The organism is Qingrenia yutianensis (assembly GCF_014385105.1).
Taxonomy (GTDB): Bacteria; Bacillota; Clostridia; order UMGS1810; family UMGS1810; genus Qingrenia; species Qingrenia yutianensis.
In genome coordinates, this window is the sequence record NZ_JACRTE010000002.1 from 204,732 (window position 1) to 225,797 (window position 21,066).

The window sequence follows — 21,066 nt, forward strand, 5'->3', positions numbered from 1 at the left end:
TTATTTAGAATACAACTCAACGATTAAGTGTTCCTGAACGTCTAAGTCGATATCTTCCCTGTCGCAAAGGTTAACAACTTTTGCCTGCAATGTATTTCTGTCCAAATCGAGCCATTTCGGAATAACTTTACCGTCGGTCTGTTCCAAAATTGCTTTCATTTTGGGAAGGCTTCTGCTGTTTTCTTTAATTGTGATAACAGCGCCCGGTTTTACGAGGTAAGACGGAATATTAACCTTATGACCGTCAACCGTGAAATGACCGTGTCTTACAAGCTGTCTTGCTTCGGGTCTTGAAAGAGCGAAGCCAAGTCTGTAAACAACGTTGTCCAAACGGCTTTCGAGTATCTGCAAAAGGTTTTCACCGGTGATACCTTTTTTATTGCTTGCCATATCGAAATATTTTTCAAACTGCGATTCCAAAACGCCGTAATATCTCTTTGCTTTCTGTTTTTCTCTCAACTGAATACCGTACTCGGAAAGTTTCTTTCTGCCCTGACCGTGCTGACCGGGAGCATACTGTCTTTTTCCTACGGAACATTTATCACTGTAGCATCTTGCGCCTTTTAAGAAGAGCTTCTGACCCTCGCGGCGGCAAAGACGGCACACAGCATCTGTATATCTAGCCATTTATTGCACCTCCTATATCAAACTCTTCTTCTCTTGGGCGGTCTGCAGCCGTTGTGCGGAATGGGGGTTACGTCTTTAATCATACTAACCTCCAAGCCGGCAGTCTGGAGCGCTCTGATAGCAGCTTCACGTCCTGCGCCGGGACCTTTAACGTAAACTTCAACAGATTTCAAACCGTGCTCCATAGCAGCCTTTGCCGCTGTTTCAGCAGCCATCTGCGATGCGAACGGTGTGCTTTTTCTTGAGCCTCTGAAGCCCAATCCGCCTGAACTTGCCCACGAAAGAGCATTGCCTGCGGTATCTGTGATAGTAACAATCGTGTTATTGAAAGAGGAACGGATATGTGCAGCTCCTTTTTCAACGTTTTTCTTTTCACGTCTTTTACGTGTTCTTTTAACTTGAGCCATTTTAATACCCCTCCCTTTCTATTTCTTTTTGTTAGCCATTGTTTTTCTCGGGCCTTTTCTTGTTCTTGCATTAGTTTTAGATCTCTGACCTCTTACAGGAAGACCTCTTCTGTGACGGAGTCCTCTGTAACAGCCGATCTCAATAAGTCTTTTTATATCAAGCGCTGTTTGACGTCTTAAGTCACCTTCAACGTGATAATCCTTATCAATCGCAGCTCTTAATTTAGAAATCTCGTCCTCTGTTAAGTCTTTAACACGAGTATCGGGATTTATACCTGTTTCACTTAAAATTTTGTTTGAAGATTTTCTGCCGATACCGAAAATATAGGTAAGGCCAATCTCAACTCTTTTCTCGTTAGGCAAATCTACGCCAGCTATTCGAGCCATTCTTACACCTCCTTAAAAATTTAACAAAGCTTATAATTTTAAATTTATATAAAACCTTAAAAGGGGTTACGAAAAATCCGTACAGCCGCCCCCTTTTAGGCTAAAGGCTTGTCATCAACCCTGTTTCTGTTTGTGCTTGGGGTTCTGGCAAATAACCATAACGTTGCCTTTTCTTTTAATAATTTTGCATTTTTCGCAAATAGGTTTTACCGAAGGTCTGACTTTCATAATTTCTCCTCCTGTTCTTTAAAAAATCTCGAAAAATTCTACACTTAAAGGTTTTTCTTATGCGCAAAAAACTGCATTTTCGTCTTGAATGTGCATTTTTCCGGCATTATTTTGCGCGCCAAGTAATTCTTCCTCTTGTAAGGTCATAAGGCGACATTTCAACAGTAACCTTATCGCCCGGCAGAATTCTGATGAAATTCATTCGAAGCTTACCCGAAATATGAGCAAGTATTCTGTGACCGTTTTCAAATTCAACCTGAAACATTGCATTGGGCAGTGCCTCAATGACTGTACCTTCAAGCTCCAATACATCTTCTTTTGCCATAATAAAAACCTCCTTTTACAACATTTTCGTCATTCATTTTCACCCAAAAACGCTTTGATAGCGTGTCTTACTTCTTTGTTTGTAACCTTTCCGGCCGTTTCAAGCTTTTCAGCTATAAACTTATCGGATTTCAAAGCAAGCTTTATATGCTTTAAGCTTTTCTTTTTGGGTGCGCCCACCTTTCTGCCCTTGCCGTCCGCGATGTACGCGAAACCGTCTTTAACGGACAAAATGATGAAACATTTTCCCGAATCTCTGCCGGCAACTGCATATACAAACCCGCCGGGTTGAGCGTCCAACACATATCACCTCTACTTAATTATACAACACGTTAACAAAATCCGCTTACAGTGCGGTTAAAATAATCGGCTCGCCGTCGGTTATCACAATGGTGTTTTCGTAATGCGCCGCATACGATTTATCCTGTGTAACAACCGTCCAGCCGTCGGACAAAACTCTTGTCGCCGCGCCGCCCATATTAACCATAGGTTCAATGGCAAGCGTCATATTACGCATAAGTCTGTTTCCGTGACCGAACTTTCCGTAATTCGGAATTTCGGGGTCTTCGTGAAGATTTCTGCCGACGCCGTGACCGCAGTAATTTTTAACTATACTGTATCCCGCGCTTTCAACATAATCCTGAATTGCAGCCGATATGCTAAAGAGCCTTTCGCCCTGTTTTGCATAACGTATTCCTTCAAAAAAGCTTTTTTCGGTGACGTCGATTAGTCTTGCGGCTTCATCACTGATATTTCCGACAGCATACGTTCTTGCCGCGTCCGAGTGATACCCGTCTTTTATAACCCCGACGTCGATACTTATAATATCGCCGTCTTTAAGGATTTTTGAATGACTGGGTATGCCGTGAATAACCACGTCGTTAATTGAGGAACATATACTGGCGGGAAAACCGTTATAGTTTAAAAATGACGGTTTTGCCTCGGAGCGTAGTATATATTCTTTCGCGATTTTATCAAGCTCGGCGGTAGACACGCCCGGCTTAATGTGCGGCTTTAACACCTCGAAGATGTTTGCCGTAATTCTGCCGGAGCGGCGCATCTTTGCCACCTCGCCTGCTGACTTAATATAAATCATTTTCAATTCTCCAATACTGCTACAATGCTCTTGGTGGTAGCCTCGATTCCATTGCTGCCGCATACCTTGTGAAGAATTTTCTTGCCCTCGTAATAATCTTTCAAAGCCTCGGTCTGCTCGTGGTAGACATCAAGTCTTTTCTTGATTGTTTCGGGTTCGTCATCGGGACGGATTGTAAGAGGCGCACCGCATTTTTCACAGTCATCGCCTTTTGCCGACGGCTTGCTGTCAACGTGATATGTTGACCTGCAGCCCGAGCACTCACGTCTGCCCGAAAGTCTTTTGATAATATCGTCGTCGTCCACTTCGATAGAAATAACCTTGTCTATCGAAATGCCCATATCATAAAGTGCGTCCGCCTGCGCAACAGTTCGCGGAAAACCGTCCAGAATGAAACCGTTTTCGCAATCCTTTTCGGCAAGACGTTTTTTTATGATTTCGATTACTATATCGTCTGACACAAGATTACCGCTCTCAATGATAGCTTTAACCTTATTTCCGAGCTCGGAGCCGCTTTTTATAGCTTCTCTTATAATCGCGCCCGTCGAAATTGTGGGTATGCCGTATTTCTTATTGAGAATTTCAGCCTGCGTTCCTTTGCCCGCACCGGGGGCACCAAGCATAATAATTTTCATAAATATCTCCTGACAAATCAATTTTATCAATCCAAGAAACCTTTATAATGACGCATAAGCATTTGAGATTCAATCTGCTTAACCGTTTCAAGCGCAACGCCGACCAAGATGAGGAGCGACGAACCGCCGAGTGTAAGGTGGAATGCGGTGTATTTTACGACAATCTGCGGCAATACCGCGATAAGTCCCAAGAACACTGCACCTGCCAAGGTGATTTTAACCAAAACTCTGTTAATAAAATCGCTTGTAGGTTTGCCCGGTCTGATACCGGGAATAAATCCGCCGTTCTTCTTCATATTGTTTGCAACTTCAATCGGATTGAACTGAATTGCAGTGTAAAAATATGTGAAGAAGATAATAAGCACAAAGTACAATACAATGTACCACCACGATGTGGTGTTAAAAATCTGAATGTTTTTGCCCATAAACTGTGCAATCGTCTGCGGGAAAGACAAAATCGACATCGCAAAGATAATCGGGATAACGCCTGCCATAGCAACTTTAATCGGAATATGTGTGCTCTGACCGCCGTACATTTTACGTCCTACCATTCTCTTTGCATACTGTACGGGAATTCTTCTTTCAGCATCGTTGATGAATACAACGAGCAAAATCGAAGCCGCCGATACAATTACAATCGCAGCGAGCGAGATAATTCCCTGTGCACCCTGAACTGCCTTGAAGTTGTTAACAAGGCCGATAACAGAGCTCGGAACTCTCGATACGATACCTGCGAAGATGATAATCGAAATACCGTTTCCTACGCCGTACTCGGTGATTTGCTCTCCAAGCCACATAAGAAATGCCGTACCTGCCGTAAACGAGAAGGTAACCAAGATGAACGGTACAACACCGCTGTTGGTTAAACCGCTGCGGAGTGCAAAATACAAACCGGTTGCCTGGATAAACGCCAAAATAACCGTGCCGTATCTTGTCCAGGAAGCAAGTCTTTTTCTTCCTTCTTCGCCCTCTTTGGCAAGACGTTCCGGCTTTAACACCTCGAAGATGTTTGCCGTAATTCTGCCGGAGCGGCGCATCTTTGCCACCTCGCCTGCTGACTTAATATAAATCATTTTCAATTCTCCAATACTGCTACAATGCTCTTGGTGGTAGCCTCGATTCCATTGCTGCCGCATACCTTGTGAAGAATTTTCTTGCCCTCGTAATAATCTTTCAAAGCCTCGGTCTGCTCGTGGTAGACATCAAGTCTTTTCTTGATTGTTTCGGGTTCGTCATCGGGACGGATTGTAAGAGGCGCACCGCATTTTTCACAGTCATCGCCTTTTGCCGACGGCTTGCTGTCAACGTGATATGTTGACCTGCAGCCCGAGCACTCACGTCTGCCCGAAAGTCTTTTGATAATATCGTCGTCGTCCACTTCGATAGAAATAACCTTGTCTATCGAAATGCCCATATCATAAAGTGCGTCCGCCTGCGCAACAGTTCGCGGAAAACCGTCCAGAATGAAACCGTTTTCGCAATCCTTTTCGGCAAGACGTTTTTTTATGATTTCGATTACTATATCGTCTGACACAAGATTACCGCTCTCAATGATAGCTTTAACCTTATTTCCGAGCTCGGAGCCGCTTTTTATAGCTTCTCTTATAATCGCGCCCGTCGAAATTGTGGGTATGCCGTATTTCTTATTGAGAATTTCAGCCTGCGTTCCTTTGCCCGCACCGGGGGCACCAAGCATAATAATTTTCATAAATATCTCCTGACAAATCAATTTTATCAATCCAAGAAACCTTTATAATGACGCATAAGCATTTGAGATTCAATCTGCTTAACCGTTTCAAGCGCAACGCCGACCAAGATGAGGAGCGACGAACCGCCGAGTGTAAGGTGGAATGCGGTGTATTTTACGACAATCTGCGGCAATACCGCGATAAGTCCCAAGAACACTGCACCTGCCAAGGTGATTTTAACCAAAACTCTGTTAATAAAATCGCTTGTAGGTTTGCCCGGTCTGATACCGGGAATAAATCCGCCGTTCTTCTTCATATTGTTTGCAACTTCAATCGGATTGAACTGAATTGCAGTGTAAAAATATGTGAAGAAGATAATAAGCACAAAGTACAATACAATGTACCACCACGATGTGGTGTTAAAAATCTGAATGTTTTTGCCCATAAACTGTGCAATCGTCTGCGGGAAAGACAAAATCGACATCGCAAAGATAATCGGGATAACGCCTGCCATAGCAACTTTAATCGGAATATGTGTGCTCTGACCGCCGTACATTTTACGTCCTACCATTCTCTTTGCATACTGTACGGGAATTCTTCTTTCAGCATCGTTGATGAATACAACGAGCAAAATCGAAGCCGCCGATACAATTACAATCGCAGCGAGCGAGATAATTCCCTGTGCACCCTGAACTGCCTTGAAGTTGTTAACAAGGCCGATAACAGAGCTCGGAACTCTCGATACGATACCTGCGAAGATGATAATCGAAATACCGTTTCCTACGCCGTACTCGGTGATTTGCTCTCCAAGCCACATAAGAAATGCCGTACCTGCCGTAAACGAGAAGGTAACCAAGATGAACGGTACAACACCGCTGTTGGTTAAACCGCTGCGGAGTGCAAAATACAAACCGGTTGCCTGGATAAACGCCAAAATAACCGTGCCGTATCTTGTCCAGGAAGCAAGTCTTTTTCTTCCTTCTTCGCCCTCTTTGGCAAGACGTTCCAAAGCAGGGATTGCAACTGTCAAAAGCTGAATTATAATCGACGAGTTGATGTACGGGGTAATACTCATTGCAAAAATGGTTGCATTACCGAACGCACCGCCCGAGAACAAATCGAGCATACCGAAAAGGTTATTGCCCTCGCCTATCATACTCTGAAGCGCGCCTCTGTCAAGACCGGGGACCGGAATATAGGAACCGAGTCTGAATACCGCAATCATAAACAGAGTAAACAAAATCTTTTTTCTAAGGTCCGGGATTTTCCAAGCATTTCTAATGGTCTGAAACACCTTACATCACCTCAGCCTTTCCTCCGGCTGCTTCAATCTTCTCCTTAGCAGCTTCTGTAAACTTCGCAGCCTTAACTGTGAGTTTAACGTTTATTTCACCGTTACCCAACACTTTAACGCCGTCGCAAACCTTTTTAATGATTCCGGCTTCCTTCAAAGCTTGAGCGTCTACAACTGCACCGGATTCAAATTTATTCAAATCTGAAATTTTTACTTCAACATATTCCTTAGCAAAGATATTTGTAAAGCCGCGTTTCGGCAATCTTCTGTAAATAGGCATCTGACCGCCTTCAAAGCCGACTCTTACACCGCCGCCGCTTCTGGCATTCTGTCCTTTATGACCTCTGCCCGATGTTTTTCCGCTGCCCGAACCGTGACCTCTGCCGACTCTCTTTCTGTCCTTAACAGCGCCTTTGCTTGGAGCAAGTTCAAATAATTTCATACAAGACACCTCCTTTTAGTTTATATTTCCTCAACCTTAACCAAGTGCTTGATTTTTGTAACCATACCTCTGATTTGAGGACAATCTTCATGTGTTTTTTCATCTCGTATTTTCTTAAGGCCCAAAGCGGCTACGGTTGCAATCTGGTCTTTTTTGCAGCCGTGGAAGCTTTTAACCAAAGTTACTTTAATCTTTGCCATTTTCATTTCCTCCTGCAATATTTTTTAGCGTACCTGCTAAATTAACCCAACAATTCTTCAACCGATTTGCCTCTTAATTTAGCCACTTCTTCAGCAACCATCATTTCTTTGAGGCCCTCAATCGTCGCATTAACCATATTGCGCGGATTGTTTGAACGCAGAGATTTTGTTCTGATATTCTTAATACCGGCAAGCTCGAGCACTGCTCTTACACCGCCGCCGGCGATAACGCCTGTACCTAAACCGGCAGGTTTTAAAAGCACTCTGCCCGCACCGAAAACGCCGATTTTCTCGTGCGGAATAGTTGTGTTTACAATCGGTACTGTAATCATATTCTTTTTAGCATCGTCAATCGCTTTTCTGACTGCATCGGGAATTTCAGCAGCTTTGCCGGTGCCTGCGCCGACATGACCGTTCTCGTCGCCGACAACAACCAAAACGCTGAATCTAAAGGTTCTGCCGCCTTTAACAACCTTTGCAACACGATTTATGCTAACAATTTTTTCTTTTAATTCCATAGCGTTTACATCAATGTTTTCCATAAAAGCTGTTAACCTCCTTTTAGAGTAATGTATAAATTTCAAAAATTAGAATTTAAGACCGCCTTCTCTTGCACCTTCCGCAAGAGCCGCTACACGGCCGTGATATATATATCCGCCTCTGTCGAATACAACTTCGCTGATACCTTTTTCAAGAGCTTTTTTAGCTACGAGTGCGCCAACTTCTTTTGCAGCGTCTTTGTTTCCGCCTGCTTCCATATCAAGCGAGGAAGCCGCAACGAGTGTTGTGCCTGTTGTATCGTCGATAATTTGAGCATAGATATTTTTAAGACTTCTGTATACGTTAAGTCTGGGACGTTCCGCCGTACCCGAGATAGTTTTGCGGACTCTTTTATGTCTGCGCAATCTTGATACGTTACTGCTCTGTTTCTTTATCATAAAAGCTTATGCTCCTTTCTTAAACTTTTCAAAGACCGTACAATTATTTTTTAGCGCCGGTCTTACCTTCTTTTCTTCTGATAACTTCATCAGCATACTTGATACCTTTGCCCTTGTAGGGTTCGGGAAGTCTTTTTTCTCTGATTTTAGCTGCTACCTCACCGACAATCTGATTGTCAATACCTTTAACAATGATTGTGTTCGGATCGGGAACCTCCAATGTGTAATCATCAGAATCTTCAACCTCAACGGGGTGCGAATAGCCAAGGTTTAAAACAACCTTTTTACCCTGTTTTGCGGCTCTGTAACCAACACCGTTAATCTGTAAAGTTTTTGAAAAGCCTTCGGTTACGCCCGTCACCATATTTGCCAAAAGCGACCTTGTAAGACCGTGCAAAGCTTTGTGCGCCTTATCCTCGGAAGGTCTTTCAACAACCAAAACCGCGCCTTCGGTTTTTATAATCATATCCCTGTGGAGTTTCTTTGTCAATGTACCTTTAGGGCCTTTGACGATAACCTCGTTATCGGGATTTATTTTAACTTCTACACCGCTTGGAATGTCAATCGGTGCTCTGCCTATTCTTGACAATGTGTTCACCTCCAATTAGTAAAAATACTACCAAATAAATGCCAAAACTTCGCCGCCTACGTTATTCTTTCTCGCGTCTTTGTCTGTCATAATACCCTTTGAAGTGGATACAATGGCAATACCAAGACCTCTCAAAACTCTAGGCATTTCTTCTTTGTTGGCATAAACCCTGAGACCGGGCTTGCTCACTCTTTTAATGCCGGTAATAACTTTAGTTTTGTTAGCGCCGTACTTAAGAGTAACTTTAATAACGCCCTGTTTACCGTCATCTATAACTTCATAACCGTTTATATAACCTTCATCGTCAAGAATTTTAGCGATTGCAACTTTCATTTTAGAAGAAGGGATTAAAACTGATTCATGTTTTGATGAATTTGCGTTTCTGATACGGGTAAGCATATCAGCGATAGGATCGGTTATCTGCATATTGTGCTACCTCCTTTTTAAAATCTAATCCGAATATATTTTTTCAAAGCCTTACCAGCTTGCTTTTCTTACGCCGGGGATTTGACCTTTGTAAGCCAATTCTCTGAAGCAAATACGGCAAATACCGTATTTTCTGAGGTATGCGTGAGGTCGTCCGCATATTTTGCATCTGTTGTATTCTCTTGTAGAATACTTCTGCTTTTTCTGCTGTTTTAATACCATCGCTTTTTTAGCCACGATTTATTTCCTCCTCTCACGCTCTGATGAACGGAGCACCCATAAGTGTTAAAAGTTCGCGTGCTTCTTCATCTGTTTTTGCGGTAGTTACCATAATAATGTCCATACCTCTGATTTTGTCGATTTTATCGTAATCGATTTCAGGGAATATGAGCTGCTCTTTAATACCGAGAGAATAGTTTCCTCTGCCGTCGAAAGAGTTGGGGTTGATACCTCTGAAGTCTCTTACACGGGGAAGAGCGATATTGAAGAGTCTGTCAAGGAACTCATACATCTTATCTTTGCGGAGTGTAACCTTGCAGCCGATATTCATACCCTCTCTGATTTTAAAGTTAGCAACCGAATTGCGTGCCTTTGTTACCACGGGAGCCTGACCTGTGATAAGCGCAAGGTCGTTAACCGCTGCGTCCAAAGCTTTAGAGTTGTCTTTAGCTTCGCCGACGCCGATATTTATAACGATTTTTTCTAATTTAGGAATTTCCATCGGGCTTTTGTAGCCGAATTTTTCCATAAGCGCTTTTTTAACTTCGTTTTCGTAATGCGCATTTAATCTGCTTGCCATAAGCGAAAATCCTCCTCTCTTAATTAGTTATCAAAAACTTCCAAGCAATTTTTGCAAACTCTTGCCTTCTCGCCGTCAGCCAAAATCTTGTGACCGATACGAGTCGGTTTTCCGCACTTGTTGCAAACGTGCATAACCTTGCAGGCATAAATCGGAGCTTCCTGGTGGATAATTCCGCCCGGATCTGTCTGGCTCTTGGGCTTTTTGTGCTTTGTAGCCATATTCACGCCTTCAACGATTACTTTTCTTTCTTTGGGAATAACGCTTAAAACTTTACCCTTTTTGCCTTTGTCAACACCGGATAAAACAATAACGTCGTCCCCTTTTTTAATATGAACTTTAGTTCTCATTAACCAAAACGCCTCCTTGTCTTATAAAACTTCGGGTGCCAAAGACAATATCTTCATATACTCTTTTTCCCTTAATTCACGGGCGATGGGTCCGAATATACGAGTTCCTTTCGGAGTTTTATCATCTCTGATTATAACAGCCGCATTTTCATCAAATTTAATATATGTGCCGTCTGCTCTTCTTAAGCCTTTAACGCTTCTTACAACAACGGCTTTAACAACTTCGCCTTTTTTTACAACACCGCCTGGTGTTGCTTTTTTAACCGAAGCAATAATAGTGTCACCAATGTTGGCAAATCTTCTTTTGCTGCCGCCGAGCACTCTGATGCACATAATTTCTTTCGCACCTGTGTTATCGGCAACTTTTAACAAAGTTTGTTGCTGTATCACTACAAACCTCTCCTTTCCGAGTATTATTGAGCTTTCTCTAAAATCTCAACCAATCTCCAGCGTTTGTCTTTGGAAATAGGTTTGGTTTCCATAACTTTAACCTTATCGCCGATCTTTGCAACGCCTTCTTCATCGTGAGCTTTTAATTTATAAGTTCTTTTAACGATTTTGCCGTACAAGCTGTGTTTAACGTTGTATTCAATGGCAACAACGATTGTTTTGTCCATTTTGTCGCTTACAACTTTGCCTATACGAACTTTTCTGTAATTACGTTCCACTTTGCTTAAATCCTCCTTTTTACAAAATAAAATACGGTTTTTCCTTCAGAATTATCTTATCTGCCAATCAGAATTACATTAAACAGATTGTTTTAACTCTCTTTCGCGAAGGACTGTTTTTATTTTTGCAATCGTTCTTTTAACCTCTGTTACTCTTTTGGGATTGTCAAGCTGGTTTGTAGCAAGCTGAAATCTCAAATTGAATAATTCGGCTTTAAGCTCTGTGAGCTTCTGCTCCAATTCCATATCTGCAAAATCTCTGATTTCATTAACTTTCACTCGAATCACCGTCACTTTCCTGAGATTGGCGGGAAACAATTTTACATTTTACCGGAAGCTTGTGCATAGCAAGACGGAGCGCCTCTTTTGCAACATCTTCACTAATGCCGCCGATTTCAAACATTACTCTGCCCGGTTTAACAACAGCTACCCAGTATTCGGGTGAACCTTTACCGCTACCCATACGAGTTTCAGCAGGTTTTTCCGTTACCGGCTTGTCGGGGAATATTTTAATCCAAACCTGACCGCCTCTTTTGATATAACGTGTCATTGCAATTCTGGCAGCCTCAATCTGGTTGCTTGTAATCCAAGCGGGTTCCAAAGCCTGAATACCATACTCGCCGTGGCTTACTTTATTTCCTCTTGTTGCTTTACCGGTCATACGACCTCTCATAACTCTTCTGTATTTTACTCTTTTAGGTAACAACATAGATTATTTACCTCCTTCGCCTTTAGCGGCAGCCGGCTTGCTGGGTTTGTTTGATTTAAGAACTTCGCCTTTGTAAATCCAAACCTTAACGCCGATTTTGCCGTAAGTTGTATCAGCTTCATAGAAACCGTAGTCAATGTCGGCTCTCAAAGTCTGAAGCGGAATAGTACCTTCGTGATACTGTTCGCATCTTGCAATTTCAGCACCGCCCAAACGTCCCGAAACAGAGGTTTTGATACCTTTAACGCCGAGCTTCATAGCTCTCTGCATACACTGTTTCATAGCACGTCTGAAGGAAATACGTCTTTCAAGCTGTGCAGCAATATTTTCTGCAACGAGCTGTGCGTTTGCTTCAGCACCTTTAACCTCAACGATATTGATAATAACGTTTTTATTGATGAGTTTTTCTACGTTTGCCTTAATTTTGTCTTTTTCTGCGCCGCCTCTGCCGATGATGATACCGGGTTTAGCCGAGAAAATGTTAATTCTTACTTTATTGTCGTTTCTTTCGATTTCAATTTTTGCAATACCTGCAGCAAAAAGTGATTTCTTAAGGAACTTTCTGATTTTATAATCTTCTACGAGATTATCACCAAAGTCTTTTTTATTAGCGTACCATTTGGAATCCCAATCTTTGATAACGCCTACTCTTAATCCGTGCGGATGTACTTTTTGGCCCAAAACTCTTACCTCCTTCTTATTCTTTCTCTTTCAATACAACAGTAATATGGCTTGTTCTTTTTCTTATTCTGAACGCTCTGCCCTGTGCTCTGGGCTGAACTCTCTTTAATGTCGGACCCTGATTTGCGAAAATCTCGGCAACATAAAGTTTTTCAACGTCCATATTATGATTATTTTCTGCGTTCGCAACAGCAGATTTTAAAAGTTTTTCAACTATTTCGGCAGCAGCCTTGGGTGTGAATTTCAAAATTGCAAGTGCCTCGCCGACAGATTTGTTTCTGATTAAATCAATAACGATTTTAACTTTTCTCGAAGAAATGCGAGCATAGCTAACTTTTGCTCTTGCTTCGCTTGAAACTGTCTGTTCCATTAAATAAATCCTCCTCTCAAGTAATAGGATATTTTATTAAAATTACTTAACTCCGGTTGTTTTTGCGCCTGCGTGACCTTTAAAAGTTCTTGTGGGTGCAAATTCGCCGAGCTTATGACCGACCATATCCTCGCTCACATAAACCGGAACGTGTTTTCTGCCGTCATAAACCGCGATTGTGTGTCCTACCATTTCAGGGAAAATTGTGGACGCTCTCGACCAGGTTTTGATAACTCTCTTTTCACCTGCGTCGTTCATATCAATAATTCTTTTTAAAAGACGTTCTTCGACAAAGGGACCTTTTTTAACCGATCTGCCCATTGATAAACCTCCTTCCGAAATATAAAAATAAGTTTTATATTATTTTGCGTTTCTTCTCTTAACGATAAATTTGTTGCTCTGTTTCTTCTTGTTACGTGTTTTGTAACCGAGTGTGGGTTTACCCCAGGGAGTAACAGGGCTCGGCATACCGACAGGAGATTTACCTTCACCGCCGCCGTGGGGGTGATCACAGGGGTTCATAACAACACCGCGGACGGTAGGTCTCCAACCCATATGTCTTTTTCTTCCGGCTTTACCGATAGAAATATTTTCGTGGTCGAGGTTGCTTACCTGACCGATTGTAGCTCTGCAGTCAATTCTTATCATTCTAACTTCGCCCGAAGGAAGTCTTACCTGGGCAAATTTGCCCTCTTTAGCCATAAGCTGTGCACAGTTTCCGGCACTTCTTACAAGCTGACCGCCCTTATTCGGAGCAAGCTCGATATTGTGAATTAAGGTACCAACGGGGATGTCTGCAATCATAAGCGCGTTACCCGGCTTAATATCAGCGTCAGATCCCGAACGTACAACGTCACCTACTTTGAGTGTGTAAGGAGCGATGATGTAGCTCTTTACGCCGTCCTCATATTCGATAAGCGCAATGTTTGCCGATCTGTTGGGATCGTACTCGATTGCGATAACGTTAGCGTTCATACCGTCTTTGTTTCTCTTAAAATCTATAACTCTGTATTTTCTCTTGTTCCCGCCGCCTCTGTGACGAACAGTAATTCTGCCGTAAGAGTTTCTGCCTGAATTCTTTTTAAGAGGTTCAAGCAACGATTTTTCCGGCTCTGCCTTTGTGATTTCCTCAAAGGTTGACACCGTCATAAATCTGCGTGCAGGAGAAGTAGGATTAAATTTTTTAATCGCCATTTTCGTTACACTCCTTTTTCGTTATTAAGCCAAGCCTTCAAAGAATTCAATCGTCTTGGAGTCAGCCGAAAGTTTAACGGTTGCCTTTTTCCAATCCGCTCTTTTACCCGAAGTTGCTCCCATTCTCTTAATTTTTCCGAGAACATTCGATGTTGTGACAGACACAACCTTTACATTGAAGATTTCTTCAACGGCTCTTTTGATTTCAATTTTGTTGGCGTCTTTTCTAACCTCGAAGGTGTATTTTTTATCAGCCAACTGATCCATACTCTTTTCAGAGATTATCGGTCTAATGATGATGTCGTGTGCAAACATTATGCGAACACCTCCTCAATCTTTGCTACCGCTTCTTTAGCGATAATAAGCTGGTCGTGACTTAAAATATCGTAAACGTTCAAAACATTTACAAATGTAGGTGTAACGCCTTTGATGTTTCTTGCCGATTTAACGATTAAATCGTCCTTGTCGCAAGTAACGATAAGCGCCTTTGAGTTAACATCAAGACTCTTAAGCATATTAGCGATAACACTTGTTTTGTAGCCTTCAACCTTCATATCTTCAACAACTTTGATTTCGTCCTCCAAAACCTTTGCGCTGAGCGCCGATTTAAGAGCAACTCTTTTAAGTTTTTTGTTGAGAGTGTAGCTGTAATCTCTGGGTTTGGGACCTAATGCGATACCGCCCTTAATCCACTGTGTAGCCCTGATACTGCCCTGTCTTGCACGGCCTGTACCTTTCTGACGCCACGGTTTGATACCGCCGCCCGAAACCTCTGAACGAGTTTTGGTGCTCTGCGTGCCCTGTCTTTGATTTGCAAGATAGTTAACGACAACCTGATGCAAAGCGCTTTTGTTTACTTCCTGACCGAATACCGCTTCGTTCAGCTCGATGTCGCCGACAGATTTGTTTCTGATTAAATCAATAACGATTTTAACTTTTCTCGAAGAAATGCGAGCATAGCTAACTTTTGCTCTTGCTTCGCTTGAAACTGTCTGTTCCATTAAATAAATCCTCCTCTCAAGTAATAGGATATTTTATTAAAATTACTTAACTCCGGTTGTTTTTGCGCCTGCGTGACCTTTAAAAGTTCTTGTGGGTGCAAATTCGCCGAGCTTATGACCGACCATATCCTCGCTCACATAAACCAGAACGTGTTTTCTGCCGTCATAAACCGCGATTGTGTGTCCTACCATTTCAGGGAAAATTGTGGACGCTCTCGACCAGGTTTTGATAACTCTCTTTTCACCTGCGTCGTTCATATCAATAATTCTTTTTAAAAGACGTTCTTCGACAAAGGGACCTTTTTTAACCGATCTGCCCATTGATAAACCTCCTTCCGAAATATAAAAATAAGTTTTATATTATTTTGCGTTTCTTCTCTTAACGATAAATTTGTTGCTCTGTTTCTTCTTGTTACGTGTTTTGTAACCGAGTGTGGGTTTACCCCAGGGAGTAACAGGGCTCGGCATACCGACAGGAGATTTACCTTCACCGCCGCCGTGGGGGTGATCACAGGGGTTCATAACAACACCGCGGACGGTAGGTCTCCAACCCATATGTCTTTTTCTTCCGGCTTTACCGATAGAAATATTTTCGTGGTCGAGGTTGCTTACCTGACCGATTGTAGCTCTGCAGTCAATTCTTATCATTCTAACTTCGCCCGAAGGAAGTCTTACCTGGGCAAATTTGCCCTCTTTAGCCATAAGCTGTGCACAGTTTCCGGCACTTCTTACAAGCTGACCGCCCTTATTCGGAGCAAGCTCGATATTGTGAATTAAGGTACCAACGGGGATGTCTGCAATCATAAGCGCGTTACCCGGCTTAATATCAGCGTCAGATCCCGAACGTACAACGTCACCTACTTTGAGTGTGTAAGGAGCGATGATGTAGCTCTTTACGCCGTCCTCATATTCGATAAGCGCAATGTTTGCCGATCTGTTGGGATCGTACTCGATTGCGATAACGTTAGCGTTCATACCGTCTTTGTTTCTCTTAAAATCTATAACTCTGTATTTTCTCTTGTTCCCGCCGCCTCTGTGACGAACAGTAATTCTGCCGTAAGAGTTTCTGCCTGAATTCTTTTTAAGAGGTTCAAGCAACGATTTTTCCGGCTCTGCCTTTGTGATTTCCTCAAAGGTTGACACCGTCATAAATCTGCGTGCAGGAGAAGTAGGATTAAATTTTTTAATCGCCATTTTCGTTACACTCCTTTTTCGTTATTAAGCCAAGCCTTCAAAGAATTCAATCGTCTTGGAGTCAGCCGAAAGTTTAACGGTTGCCTTTTTCCAATCCGCTCTTTTACCCGAAGTTGCTCCCATTCTCTTAATTTTTCCGAGAACATTCGATGTTGTGACAGACACAACCTTTACATTGAAGATTTCTTCAACGGCTCTTTTGATTTCAATTTTGTTGGCGTCTTTTCTAACCTCGAAGGTGTATTTTTTATCAGCCAACTGATCCATACTCTTTTCAGAGATTATCGGTCTAATGATGATGTCGTGTGCAAACATTATGCGAACACCTCCTCAATCTTTGCTACCGCTTCTTTAGCGATAATAAGCTGGTCGTGACTTAAAATATCGTAAACGTTCAAAACATTTACAAATGTAGGTGTAACGCCTTTGATGTTTCTTGCCGATTTAACGATTAAATCGTCCTTGTCGCAAGTAACGATAAGCGCCTTTGAGTTAACATCAAGACTCTTAAGCATATTAGCGATAACACTTGTTTTGTAGCCTTCAACCTTCATATCTTCAACAACTTTGATTTCGTCCTCCAAAACCTTTGCGCTGAGCGCCGATTTAAGAGCAACTCTTTTAAGTTTTTTGTTGAGAGTGTAGCTGTAATCTCTGGGTTTGGGACCTAATGCGATACCGCCCTTAATCCACTGTGTAGCCCTGATACTGCCCTGTCTTGCACGGCCTGTACCTTTCTGACGCCACGGTTTGATACCGCCGCCCGAAACCTCTGAACGAGTTTTGGTGCTCTGCGTGCCCTGTCTTTGATTTGCAAGATAGTTAACGACAACCTGATGCAAAGCGCTTTTGTTTACTTCCTGACCGAATACCGCTTCGTTCAGCTCGATGTCGCCGACTTTATTTCCGTCCATTTTATATAAACCTACTTTAGGCATATTTTAGTCCTCCTTTCTAAAAATCTTATTTGCTTTTAACTGTGTTTACTATTTTCAACAATCCGCCTTTAGGGCCGGGAACTGCTCCTTTAATGAGAAGAAGGTTGTTTTCAGCGTCTGCCTTAACAACGTCAAGGTTCTGAATTGTAACCTTTTCAACACCCATATGTCCGGGGAGCTTTTTGTTTTTCATAACTCTCGAAGGAGTTGAACAAGCACCCATAGAACCTACGCCTCTGTGATAGCCTGAGCCGTGCGACATAGGGCCTCTGTGAGTTCCCCATCTTTTTGTTGTGCCGGCAAAACCTTTACCTTTGCTCGTACCGGTAACGTCGATTTTATCGCCTGCGGCAAATACATCAGCTTTAATCTCGTCGCCGACATTGTATTCAACGCCGCCGTCAAATCTGAACTCTCTTAAAGTTTTCTTATAGCTGACGCCCGCTTTGTCAAAATGACCTTTCAAAGGCTTGTTTACCTTTCTTTCGGGAATGTCGGTAAAACCAACCTGAACCGCTTTGTAGCCGTCGTTTTCAACAGTTTTAAGCTGTGTAACGGTTACAGGACCTGCAAGAACAACGGTAACGGGAATTACTGTGCCGTCTTCTGCAAAAACTTGAGTCATTCCAAGCTTTTTTCCTAAAATTGCTTTTTGCATAATTTTCTTCCTCCTGATTCGGTTATTGGTTGAAGATATTCTCTCCAACATTGACCGACTGCACTTTTTTCTGCAGTCACGCTGTCTTATACCTTGATGTTAAAATTCAATCACACCTGCTTGATTTCAATATCAACGCCTGCGGGCAATGAAATTTTAAGCAATGTGTCGATTGTTTTTGAAGTGGGTTCAAGAATGTCAATCAATCTTTTGTGAGTTCTCATTTCGAACTGTTCACGGGAATCTTTATACTTGTGAACCGCACGCAGGATTGTAACGATTTCTTTCTTTGTCGGAAGCGGGATAGGGCCCGAAACTTTAGCGCCCGTTCTCTGCGCTGTTTCCACAATTTTCTGTGCCGACTGGTCAACCAACTGATGGTCATAAGCTTTAAGCTTAATTCTGATTTTCTGATTAGCCATTTGTAGTACCTCCTTATCGTAATTTTGTTGTGCATTACGACATCACAAACAGTACACATAGCCGTGTGTTTCACGCTTTTTGCATTATAAATCCCGGTTTTGACACGTGCAAACCGGGCATAATACAACACAAAAATATTGTACTGTGATGCAAGCCGCCCGAGTTCAATGATTCGGACATTCTCCGCGGAAATTGGCGTATTGCCGTAACCTCCCGCATCATCGTATGTCAAGCCACACTCGTATATTTTACATCATATACAACATTTTTGCAAGTTTTTTTTAACTTTTAACACCGAAAACGGCATATTTTTCAAAATTTCGTTAAATATACACAAAATATATTTGCAGATATATAAAATTTATGTGCATAATTTCGTCATTTTTAACGAAAAAGCAGGCAAAATCAGCTCTTTTCCGCCGCTTTTCACGCTCTCGGGTGAGCTTTTGTGTAAACGTCCTTAATTCTCGGACGTGCAAGGCGCGAATACATTTGAGTTGAGGCAATATCGCTGTGTCCGAGCATCTCCTGCACCGCCGAAAGCGACGCGCCGTTTTCTATAAGATGCGCCGCGAATGAATGGCGGAGCGTATGCGGTGTGATGTCCTTGTCGATATTCGCTTTTTTCGCATATTCTTTTATAATTTTCCAAAATCCCTGACGCGTGATTTTTGTTCCGCTGCAATTTACAAAAAGCTTTTTCTCGCCCTCGCTTTTTATCATATAAAACCTTGCGTACTGCAAATAGTCGGCGAGCGCGGCAATGCACGGCGCACCGAGCGGAACAATTCTCGCGTGCGGAAGCGACACGCATTTTACAAATCCCAAATCAATGTCAACGTCGTCAACGCCGAGCGACACAAGCTCCGACACTTTCATTCCCGACGCATACATAAGTTCGAGCATAGCTTTGTCGCGCTTGCCCTTAAACGTCGACTGCGACGGCTGGCTCAAAAGCAGGTCAACTTCCTCCACCGTGAGAATATCAGGAAGTTTTTTGTCACCCTTGGGAAGCTTTAATCTGTAAACAGGGTTGTCCCTCGTTTTTCCTTCCTTTAGAAGATACTTGTAGAACATACGTATCCCGGCAACCGCCCTCGTCACGCTGGACGGAGCCTTTCCGCTCCGTTCGAGATACATAACGTACGACAAAACATTCTGCCTCGTCGCCTTTGTAACGTCAACAAGGTTGTCCTTCGCATAAACCATATATTGCTTTATATCGCGCATATAAGCCTGAACAGTGCTTTTTGACGAGCTTCGTTCAGACTGCATATATTCGGCAAAATCGTCAAGTAAATCCGCCATCTTTTTATCCTTTCGTAAGGCTTTATGCCCCGTATAACAACTAAAATATTCCTTTTACAACAAATTCCGACACAAAACTGTCGGTTAAATCAATAATGCTCATAGCCGCCCACATTGCCGACATCGAAAGCGCAAACGGCACAAGCTCTTTTTTGCGTCTTGCTGTATTTTTATGGCACATAAACGCAAAACGCACGCAAAATCCGCACATCAGAAACATAACGGGAATTAAAAACACGAGCGACGGTATAAATGACGAAAAAATAAAAAGCGCACCTTTTGAGCCGAACGCTTTTAATATAAATCCTGCCGCAAATCCCGTTGTAAAGCCTTTAAATCCCACCGCGGCAAAGCATACCGGCATTGTAAAGACAAACATCGCACAAAATCCGCACACAAAGACGAGTTCAAAATTTTTAACCGCGCATTTTCTGAAAACCTCCGCGTGCGCGATTTTCTGCGCACTGCCGAAAAAACTTTCCGCATATTCTTTAAGTGACGAAAGCTCACCGCCCTCAATGCCTGCCGCGCCGAGCGCACCGATGCACACGCCGATTACAAACAGCACAAATGCCGTTATATATATGTAAGAATTCCGTTTTAAATATTCTGCCGCACGTTTCATTTTCCCACTCCTCATATGTTTTAATAATAAATTATATGAGGAGAAGGACAAAATATAACCTTATTTTTTGCTCATTTCAACAGATTTGTCGGTGCATTTCTGAACCGCGCTCATCACCGCGTGACGGAAACCCGTTTTTTCAAGGTCGATTACCGCGTCAATGGTTGTACCGGCGGGCGAGCAGACCATATCCTTCAAAATGCCGGGGTGAAGTCCTGTTTCGAGCATCATTTTTGCCGAGCCGAGCACCGTCTGCGCCGCGAGCGTATACGAATTTTTTCGGTCAACGCCGTTTTTCACAAGTGCGTCCGCCATAGCCTCGATAAACATAAACACGTATGCCGGGCCGCTCCCGTTAACCGCAATAGCCTTGTTGATGTAATCCTCGCTCATAATGCACATTTTGCCAGACGACTCAAAAATCAGTTTTACAATTTCCATATCGCTGTCCGGCAAACCGTCATCGGGGCAAACAACGCTCATACCCTCGCCCACGCAAAGCGGAAGATTGGGCATAACGCGCACAAGTTTTACATCGCCGAGTTTTTCTTTTATATAATCCTTTGTAATTCCTGCCGCAATTGATATAAAAAGCTTGTCCTTGTAGTCGGCGTTTTTCACCTCCGCAAGCACTGTTTCAAACATATTCGGCTTAACGCACAAAACGATAACACCGCTCGGATTTACCAAATCCGCAATGCTTTCCTTATAATTAACCGCCAGATTTTCATTCTTTTTTATATCATAGGCATTTACGGTATCGGTTTTGCCGATAACTCCGCCGATTATCGCGGAACCCATATTGCCCGTTCCTATAAATCCCAAAATTTTGTTTGTCATAAAAATCACCGTTTCTTATATGAATAT

At 42.7% G+C, this 21,066-nt stretch carries 39 protein-coding genes; all 39 read right to left on the reverse strand.

Going from position 1 to position 21,066, the window contains the following annotated elements; translation table 11 throughout:
* Window positions 1-627, reverse strand: a complete 627-nt coding sequence (rpsD, locus tag H8706_RS02905) for a 30S ribosomal protein S4 (RefSeq protein WP_178347581.1) — start codon at window positions 625-627, stop codon at window positions 1-3.
* Window positions 628-644: 17 nt separating this feature from the next.
* Window positions 645-1,034, reverse strand: a complete 390-nt coding sequence (gene rpsK, locus H8706_RS02910) for a 30S ribosomal protein S11 (protein WP_178347582.1) — start codon at window positions 1,032-1,034, stop codon at window positions 645-647.
* Between the two features lie 18 nt (window positions 1,035-1,052).
* A complete protein-coding gene (gene rpsM, locus H8706_RS02915) occupies window positions 1,053-1,421 on the reverse strand; it encodes a 30S ribosomal protein S13 (RefSeq protein WP_178347583.1) in 369 nt (122 codons plus the stop codon).
* A 114-nt stretch (window positions 1,422-1,535) separates the two neighbouring features.
* On the reverse strand, window positions 1,536-1,649 hold the full coding sequence (rpmJ, locus tag H8706_RS02920; RefSeq protein WP_178347584.1) for a 50S ribosomal protein L36: 114 nt from the start codon (window positions 1,647-1,649) through the stop codon (window positions 1,536-1,538).
* Window positions 1,650-1,755: 106 nt separating this feature from the next.
* Window positions 1,756-1,974, reverse strand: coding sequence for a translation initiation factor IF-1 (gene infA / locus H8706_RS02925; RefSeq protein ID WP_178347585.1), 219 nt, complete (start codon window positions 1,972-1,974; stop codon window positions 1,756-1,758).
* Window positions 1,975-2,003: 29 nt separating this feature from the next.
* On the reverse strand, window positions 2,004-2,273 hold the full coding sequence (locus H8706_RS02930) for a KOW domain-containing RNA-binding protein (protein ID WP_178347586.1): 270 nt from the start codon (window positions 2,271-2,273) through the stop codon (window positions 2,004-2,006).
* 46 nt (window positions 2,274-2,319) lie between these two features.
* Window positions 2,320-3,069: a type I methionyl aminopeptidase gene (map, locus tag H8706_RS02935; RefSeq protein WP_178347587.1), complete on the reverse strand. Its 750-nt coding sequence runs from the start codon at window positions 3,067-3,069 to the stop codon at window positions 2,320-2,322.
* A 2-nt stretch (window positions 3,070-3,071) separates the two neighbouring features.
* On the reverse strand, window positions 3,072-3,704 hold the full coding sequence (locus H8706_RS02940) for an adenylate kinase (RefSeq protein ID WP_178347588.1): 633 nt from the start codon (window positions 3,702-3,704) through the stop codon (window positions 3,072-3,074).
* 26 nt (window positions 3,705-3,730) lie between these two features.
* Window positions 3,731-4,777, reverse strand: coding sequence for a preprotein translocase subunit SecY (gene secY / locus H8706_RS02945; RefSeq protein ID WP_262431431.1), 1,047 nt, complete (start codon window positions 4,775-4,777; stop codon window positions 3,731-3,733).
* Window positions 4,778-4,779: 2 nt separating this feature from the next.
* On the reverse strand, window positions 4,780-5,412 hold the full coding sequence (locus H8706_RS02950; protein ID WP_178347588.1) for an adenylate kinase: 633 nt from the start codon (window positions 5,410-5,412) through the stop codon (window positions 4,780-4,782).
* A 26-nt stretch (window positions 5,413-5,438) separates the two neighbouring features.
* A complete protein-coding gene (gene secY, locus H8706_RS02955) occupies window positions 5,439-6,686 on the reverse strand; it encodes a preprotein translocase subunit SecY (protein ID WP_178347589.1) in 1,248 nt (415 codons plus the stop codon).
* Between the two features lies 1 nt (window position 6,687).
* A complete protein-coding gene (gene rplO / locus H8706_RS02960) occupies window positions 6,688-7,128 on the reverse strand; it encodes a 50S ribosomal protein L15 (RefSeq protein WP_178347590.1) in 441 nt (146 codons plus the stop codon).
* A 20-nt stretch (window positions 7,129-7,148) separates the two neighbouring features.
* A complete protein-coding gene (gene rpmD / locus H8706_RS02965) occupies window positions 7,149-7,328 on the reverse strand; it encodes a 50S ribosomal protein L30 (RefSeq protein ID WP_178347591.1) in 180 nt (59 codons plus the stop codon).
* A gap of 41 nt (window positions 7,329-7,369) precedes the next feature.
* Entirely contained in the window at window positions 7,370-7,870 is a 501-nt protein-coding gene (rpsE, locus tag H8706_RS02970; protein ID WP_178347592.1) for a 30S ribosomal protein S5, read from the reverse strand.
* Window positions 7,871-7,915: 45 nt separating this feature from the next.
* Window positions 7,916-8,266 (reverse strand): 50S ribosomal protein L18, encoded by a 351-nt coding sequence (gene rplR / locus H8706_RS02975; RefSeq protein ID WP_178347593.1) that lies wholly within the window; start codon window positions 8,264-8,266, stop codon window positions 7,916-7,918.
* 43 nt (window positions 8,267-8,309) lie between these two features.
* A complete protein-coding gene (gene rplF, locus H8706_RS02980; protein WP_178347594.1) occupies window positions 8,310-8,855 on the reverse strand; it encodes a 50S ribosomal protein L6 in 546 nt (181 codons plus the stop codon).
* Between the two features lie 27 nt (window positions 8,856-8,882).
* The gene (rpsH, locus tag H8706_RS02985; protein ID WP_178347595.1) at window positions 8,883-9,281 is read right to left on the reverse strand and encodes a 30S ribosomal protein S8; all 399 of its coding nucleotides are present in this window, start codon (window positions 9,279-9,281) and stop codon (window positions 8,883-8,885) included.
* Window positions 9,282-9,332: 51 nt separating this feature from the next.
* On the reverse strand, window positions 9,333-9,518 hold the full coding sequence (locus H8706_RS02990; protein WP_178347596.1) for a type Z 30S ribosomal protein S14: 186 nt from the start codon (window positions 9,516-9,518) through the stop codon (window positions 9,333-9,335).
* Window positions 9,519-9,534: 16 nt separating this feature from the next.
* Complete coding sequence (gene rplE / locus H8706_RS02995) at window positions 9,535-10,080, reverse strand: 50S ribosomal protein L5 (protein WP_178347597.1); 546 nt, start codon at window positions 10,078-10,080, stop codon at window positions 9,535-9,537.
* A gap of 23 nt (window positions 10,081-10,103) precedes the next feature.
* Window positions 10,104-10,430 (reverse strand): 50S ribosomal protein L24, encoded by a 327-nt coding sequence (gene rplX, locus H8706_RS03000; RefSeq protein ID WP_178347598.1) that lies wholly within the window; start codon window positions 10,428-10,430, stop codon window positions 10,104-10,106.
* Between the two features lie 21 nt (window positions 10,431-10,451).
* Window positions 10,452-10,820 carry a 50S ribosomal protein L14 gene (gene rplN / locus H8706_RS03005; protein ID WP_178347599.1) on the reverse strand — a complete coding sequence of 123 codons (369 nt, stop codon included), beginning with the start codon at window positions 10,818-10,820 and terminating at the stop codon, window positions 10,452-10,454.
* A 23-nt stretch (window positions 10,821-10,843) separates the two neighbouring features.
* Window positions 10,844-11,098 (reverse strand): 30S ribosomal protein S17, encoded by a 255-nt coding sequence (gene rpsQ / locus H8706_RS03010; protein WP_178347600.1) that lies wholly within the window; start codon window positions 11,096-11,098, stop codon window positions 10,844-10,846.
* A 78-nt stretch (window positions 11,099-11,176) separates the two neighbouring features.
* Entirely contained in the window at window positions 11,177-11,377 is a 201-nt protein-coding gene (gene rpmC, locus H8706_RS03015; RefSeq protein ID WP_178347601.1) for a 50S ribosomal protein L29, read from the reverse strand.
* Entirely contained in the window at window positions 11,367-11,807 is a 441-nt protein-coding gene (gene rplP / locus H8706_RS03020) for a 50S ribosomal protein L16 (RefSeq protein ID WP_178347602.1), read from the reverse strand. The genes rpmC and rplP overlap by 11 nt, the downstream gene beginning before the upstream one ends.
* Before the next feature lie 3 nt (window positions 11,808-11,810).
* Complete coding sequence (rpsC, locus tag H8706_RS03025; protein WP_178347603.1) at window positions 11,811-12,488, reverse strand: 30S ribosomal protein S3; 678 nt, start codon at window positions 12,486-12,488, stop codon at window positions 11,811-11,813.
* Between the two features lie 16 nt (window positions 12,489-12,504).
* Window positions 12,505-12,858 carry a 50S ribosomal protein L22 gene (rplV, locus tag H8706_RS03030; RefSeq protein ID WP_178347604.1) on the reverse strand — a complete coding sequence of 118 codons (354 nt, stop codon included), beginning with the start codon at window positions 12,856-12,858 and terminating at the stop codon, window positions 12,505-12,507.
* 42 nt (window positions 12,859-12,900) lie between these two features.
* Window positions 12,901-13,179 (reverse strand): 30S ribosomal protein S19, encoded by a 279-nt coding sequence (rpsS, locus tag H8706_RS03035; RefSeq protein ID WP_178347605.1) that lies wholly within the window; start codon window positions 13,177-13,179, stop codon window positions 12,901-12,903.
* A gap of 39 nt (window positions 13,180-13,218) precedes the next feature.
* A complete protein-coding gene (gene rplB, locus H8706_RS03040) occupies window positions 13,219-14,052 on the reverse strand; it encodes a 50S ribosomal protein L2 (protein WP_178347606.1) in 834 nt (277 codons plus the stop codon).
* 24 nt (window positions 14,053-14,076) lie between these two features.
* Entirely contained in the window at window positions 14,077-14,367 is a 291-nt protein-coding gene (rplW, locus tag H8706_RS03045; RefSeq protein WP_178347607.1) for a 50S ribosomal protein L23, read from the reverse strand.
* On the reverse strand, window positions 14,367-15,053 hold the full coding sequence (rplD, locus tag H8706_RS03050) for a 50S ribosomal protein L4 (protein WP_262431432.1): 687 nt from the start codon (window positions 15,051-15,053) through the stop codon (window positions 14,367-14,369). The genes rplW (H8706_RS03045) and rplD (H8706_RS03050) overlap by 1 nt, the downstream gene beginning before the upstream one ends.
* A 42-nt stretch (window positions 15,054-15,095) precedes the next feature.
* Entirely contained in the window at window positions 15,096-15,374 is a 279-nt protein-coding gene (rpsS, locus tag H8706_RS03055; RefSeq protein WP_262431433.1) for a 30S ribosomal protein S19, read from the reverse strand.
* A 39-nt stretch (window positions 15,375-15,413) separates the two neighbouring features.
* Window positions 15,414-16,247 carry a 50S ribosomal protein L2 gene (rplB, locus tag H8706_RS03060; RefSeq protein ID WP_178347606.1) on the reverse strand — a complete coding sequence of 278 codons (834 nt, stop codon included), beginning with the start codon at window positions 16,245-16,247 and terminating at the stop codon, window positions 15,414-15,416.
* 24 nt (window positions 16,248-16,271) lie between these two features.
* Window positions 16,272-16,562 (reverse strand): 50S ribosomal protein L23, encoded by a 291-nt coding sequence (gene rplW / locus H8706_RS03065; RefSeq protein WP_178347607.1) that lies wholly within the window; start codon window positions 16,560-16,562, stop codon window positions 16,272-16,274.
* Entirely contained in the window at window positions 16,562-17,185 is a 624-nt protein-coding gene (rplD, locus tag H8706_RS03070; protein ID WP_178347608.1) for a 50S ribosomal protein L4, read from the reverse strand. The genes rplW (H8706_RS03065) and rplD (H8706_RS03070) overlap by 1 nt, the downstream gene beginning before the upstream one ends.
* Window positions 17,186-17,210: 25 nt before the next feature.
* Window positions 17,211-17,843, reverse strand: coding sequence for a 50S ribosomal protein L3 (rplC, locus tag H8706_RS03075; RefSeq protein ID WP_178347609.1), 633 nt, complete (start codon window positions 17,841-17,843; stop codon window positions 17,211-17,213).
* Between the two features lie 110 nt (window positions 17,844-17,953).
* On the reverse strand, window positions 17,954-18,265 hold the full coding sequence (rpsJ, locus tag H8706_RS03080; protein WP_178347610.1) for a 30S ribosomal protein S10: 312 nt from the start codon (window positions 18,263-18,265) through the stop codon (window positions 17,954-17,956).
* 427 nt (window positions 18,266-18,692) lie between these two features.
* On the reverse strand, window positions 18,693-19,574 hold the full coding sequence (gene xerD / locus H8706_RS03085; protein ID WP_262431434.1) for a site-specific tyrosine recombinase XerD: 882 nt from the start codon (window positions 19,572-19,574) through the stop codon (window positions 18,693-18,695).
* A 40-nt stretch (window positions 19,575-19,614) separates the two neighbouring features.
* Window positions 19,615-20,199, reverse strand: a complete 585-nt coding sequence (locus H8706_RS03090; protein ID WP_262431435.1) for a stage II sporulation protein M — start codon at window positions 20,197-20,199, stop codon at window positions 19,615-19,617.
* 60 nt (window positions 20,200-20,259) lie between these two features.
* Window positions 20,260-21,039, reverse strand: coding sequence for a pyrroline-5-carboxylate reductase (proC, locus tag H8706_RS03095; RefSeq protein ID WP_262431436.1), 780 nt, complete (start codon window positions 21,037-21,039; stop codon window positions 20,260-20,262).
* Window positions 21,040-21,066 lie beyond the last annotated feature (27 nt).

What these genes read in the sequence shown, in the direction of transcription:
- rpsD (WP_178347581.1), bottom strand. Translation starts at nt 627, where the DNA reads ATGGCTAGATATACAGATGCTGTGTGCCGTCTTTGCCGCCGCGAGGGT.
- rpsK (WP_178347582.1), bottom strand. Translation starts at nt 1,034, where the DNA reads ATGGCTCAAGTTAAAAGAACACGTAAAAGACGTGAAAAGAAAAACGTT.
- rpsM (WP_178347583.1), bottom strand. Translation starts at nt 1,421, where the DNA reads ATGGCTCGAATAGCTGGCGTAGATTTGCCTAACGAGAAAAGAGTTGAG.
- rpmJ (WP_178347584.1), bottom strand. Translation starts at nt 1,649, where the DNA reads ATGAAAGTCAGACCTTCGGTAAAACCTATTTGCGAAAAATGCAAAATT.
- infA (WP_178347585.1), bottom strand. Translation starts at nt 1,974, where the DNA reads ATGGCAAAAGAAGATGTATTGGAGCTTGAAGGTACAGTCATTGAGGCA.
- map (WP_178347587.1), bottom strand. Translation starts at nt 3,069, where the DNA reads ATGATTTATATTAAGTCAGCAGGCGAGGTGGCAAAGATGCGCCGCTCC.
- H8706_RS02940 (WP_178347588.1), bottom strand. Translation starts at nt 3,704, where the DNA reads ATGAAAATTATTATGCTTGGTGCCCCCGGTGCGGGCAAAGGAACGCAG.
- secY (WP_262431431.1), bottom strand. Translation starts at nt 4,777, where the DNA reads ATGATTTATATTAAGTCAGCAGGCGAGGTGGCAAAGATGCGCCGCTCC.
- H8706_RS02950 (WP_178347588.1), bottom strand. Translation starts at nt 5,412, where the DNA reads ATGAAAATTATTATGCTTGGTGCCCCCGGTGCGGGCAAAGGAACGCAG.
- rplO (WP_178347590.1), bottom strand. Translation starts at nt 7,128, where the DNA reads ATGAAATTATTTGAACTTGCTCCAAGCAAAGGCGCTGTTAAGGACAGA.
- rpmD (WP_178347591.1), bottom strand. Translation starts at nt 7,328, where the DNA reads ATGGCAAAGATTAAAGTAACTTTGGTTAAAAGCTTCCACGGCTGCAAA.
- rpsE (WP_178347592.1), bottom strand. Translation starts at nt 7,870, where the DNA reads ATGGAAAACATTGATGTAAACGCTATGGAATTAAAAGAAAAAATTGTT.
- rplR (WP_178347593.1), bottom strand. Translation starts at nt 8,266, where the DNA reads ATGATAAAGAAACAGAGCAGTAACGTATCAAGATTGCGCAGACATAAA.
- rpsH (WP_178347595.1), bottom strand. Translation starts at nt 9,281, where the DNA reads ATGCAGATAACCGATCCTATCGCTGATATGCTTACCCGTATCAGAAAC.
- rplE (WP_178347597.1), bottom strand. Translation starts at nt 10,080, where the DNA reads ATGGCAAGCAGATTAAATGCGCATTACGAAAACGAAGTTAAAAAAGCG.
- rplX (WP_178347598.1), bottom strand. Translation starts at nt 10,430, where the DNA reads ATGAGAACTAAAGTTCATATTAAAAAAGGGGACGACGTTATTGTTTTA.
- rplP (WP_178347602.1), bottom strand. Translation starts at nt 11,807, where the DNA reads ATGTTGTTACCTAAAAGAGTAAAATACAGAAGAGTTATGAGAGGTCGT.
- rplV (WP_178347604.1), bottom strand. Translation starts at nt 12,858, where the DNA reads ATGGAACAGACAGTTTCAAGCGAAGCAAGAGCAAAAGTTAGCTATGCT.
- rpsS (WP_178347605.1), bottom strand. Translation starts at nt 13,179, where the DNA reads ATGGGCAGATCGGTTAAAAAAGGTCCCTTTGTCGAAGAACGTCTTTTA.
- rplB (WP_178347606.1), bottom strand. Translation starts at nt 14,052, where the DNA reads ATGGCGATTAAAAAATTTAATCCTACTTCTCCTGCACGCAGATTTATG.
- rplW (WP_178347607.1), bottom strand. Translation starts at nt 14,367, where the DNA reads ATGTTTGCACACGACATCATCATTAGACCGATAATCTCTGAAAAGAGT.
- rplD (WP_262431432.1), bottom strand. Translation starts at nt 15,053, where the DNA reads ATGGAACAGACAGTTTCAAGCGAAGCAAGAGCAAAAGTTAGCTATGCT.
- rpsS (WP_262431433.1), bottom strand. Translation starts at nt 15,374, where the DNA reads ATGGGCAGATCGGTTAAAAAAGGTCCCTTTGTCGAAGAACGTCTTTTA.
- rplB (WP_178347606.1), bottom strand. Translation starts at nt 16,247, where the DNA reads ATGGCGATTAAAAAATTTAATCCTACTTCTCCTGCACGCAGATTTATG.
- rplW (WP_178347607.1), bottom strand. Translation starts at nt 16,562, where the DNA reads ATGTTTGCACACGACATCATCATTAGACCGATAATCTCTGAAAAGAGT.
- rplD (WP_178347608.1), bottom strand. Translation starts at nt 17,185, where the DNA reads ATGCCTAAAGTAGGTTTATATAAAATGGACGGAAATAAAGTCGGCGAC.
- rplC (WP_178347609.1), bottom strand. Translation starts at nt 17,843, where the DNA reads ATGCAAAAAGCAATTTTAGGAAAAAAGCTTGGAATGACTCAAGTTTTT.
- rpsJ (WP_178347610.1), bottom strand. Translation starts at nt 18,265, where the DNA reads ATGGCTAATCAGAAAATCAGAATTAAGCTTAAAGCTTATGACCATCAG.
- xerD (WP_262431434.1), bottom strand. Translation starts at nt 19,574, where the DNA reads ATGGCGGATTTACTTGACGATTTTGCCGAATATATGCAGTCTGAACGA.
- H8706_RS03090 (WP_262431435.1), bottom strand. Translation starts at nt 20,199, where the DNA reads ATGAAACGTGCGGCAGAATATTTAAAACGGAATTCTTACATATATATA.
- proC (WP_262431436.1), bottom strand. Translation starts at nt 21,039, where the DNA reads ATGACAAACAAAATTTTGGGATTTATAGGAACGGGCAATATGGGTTCC.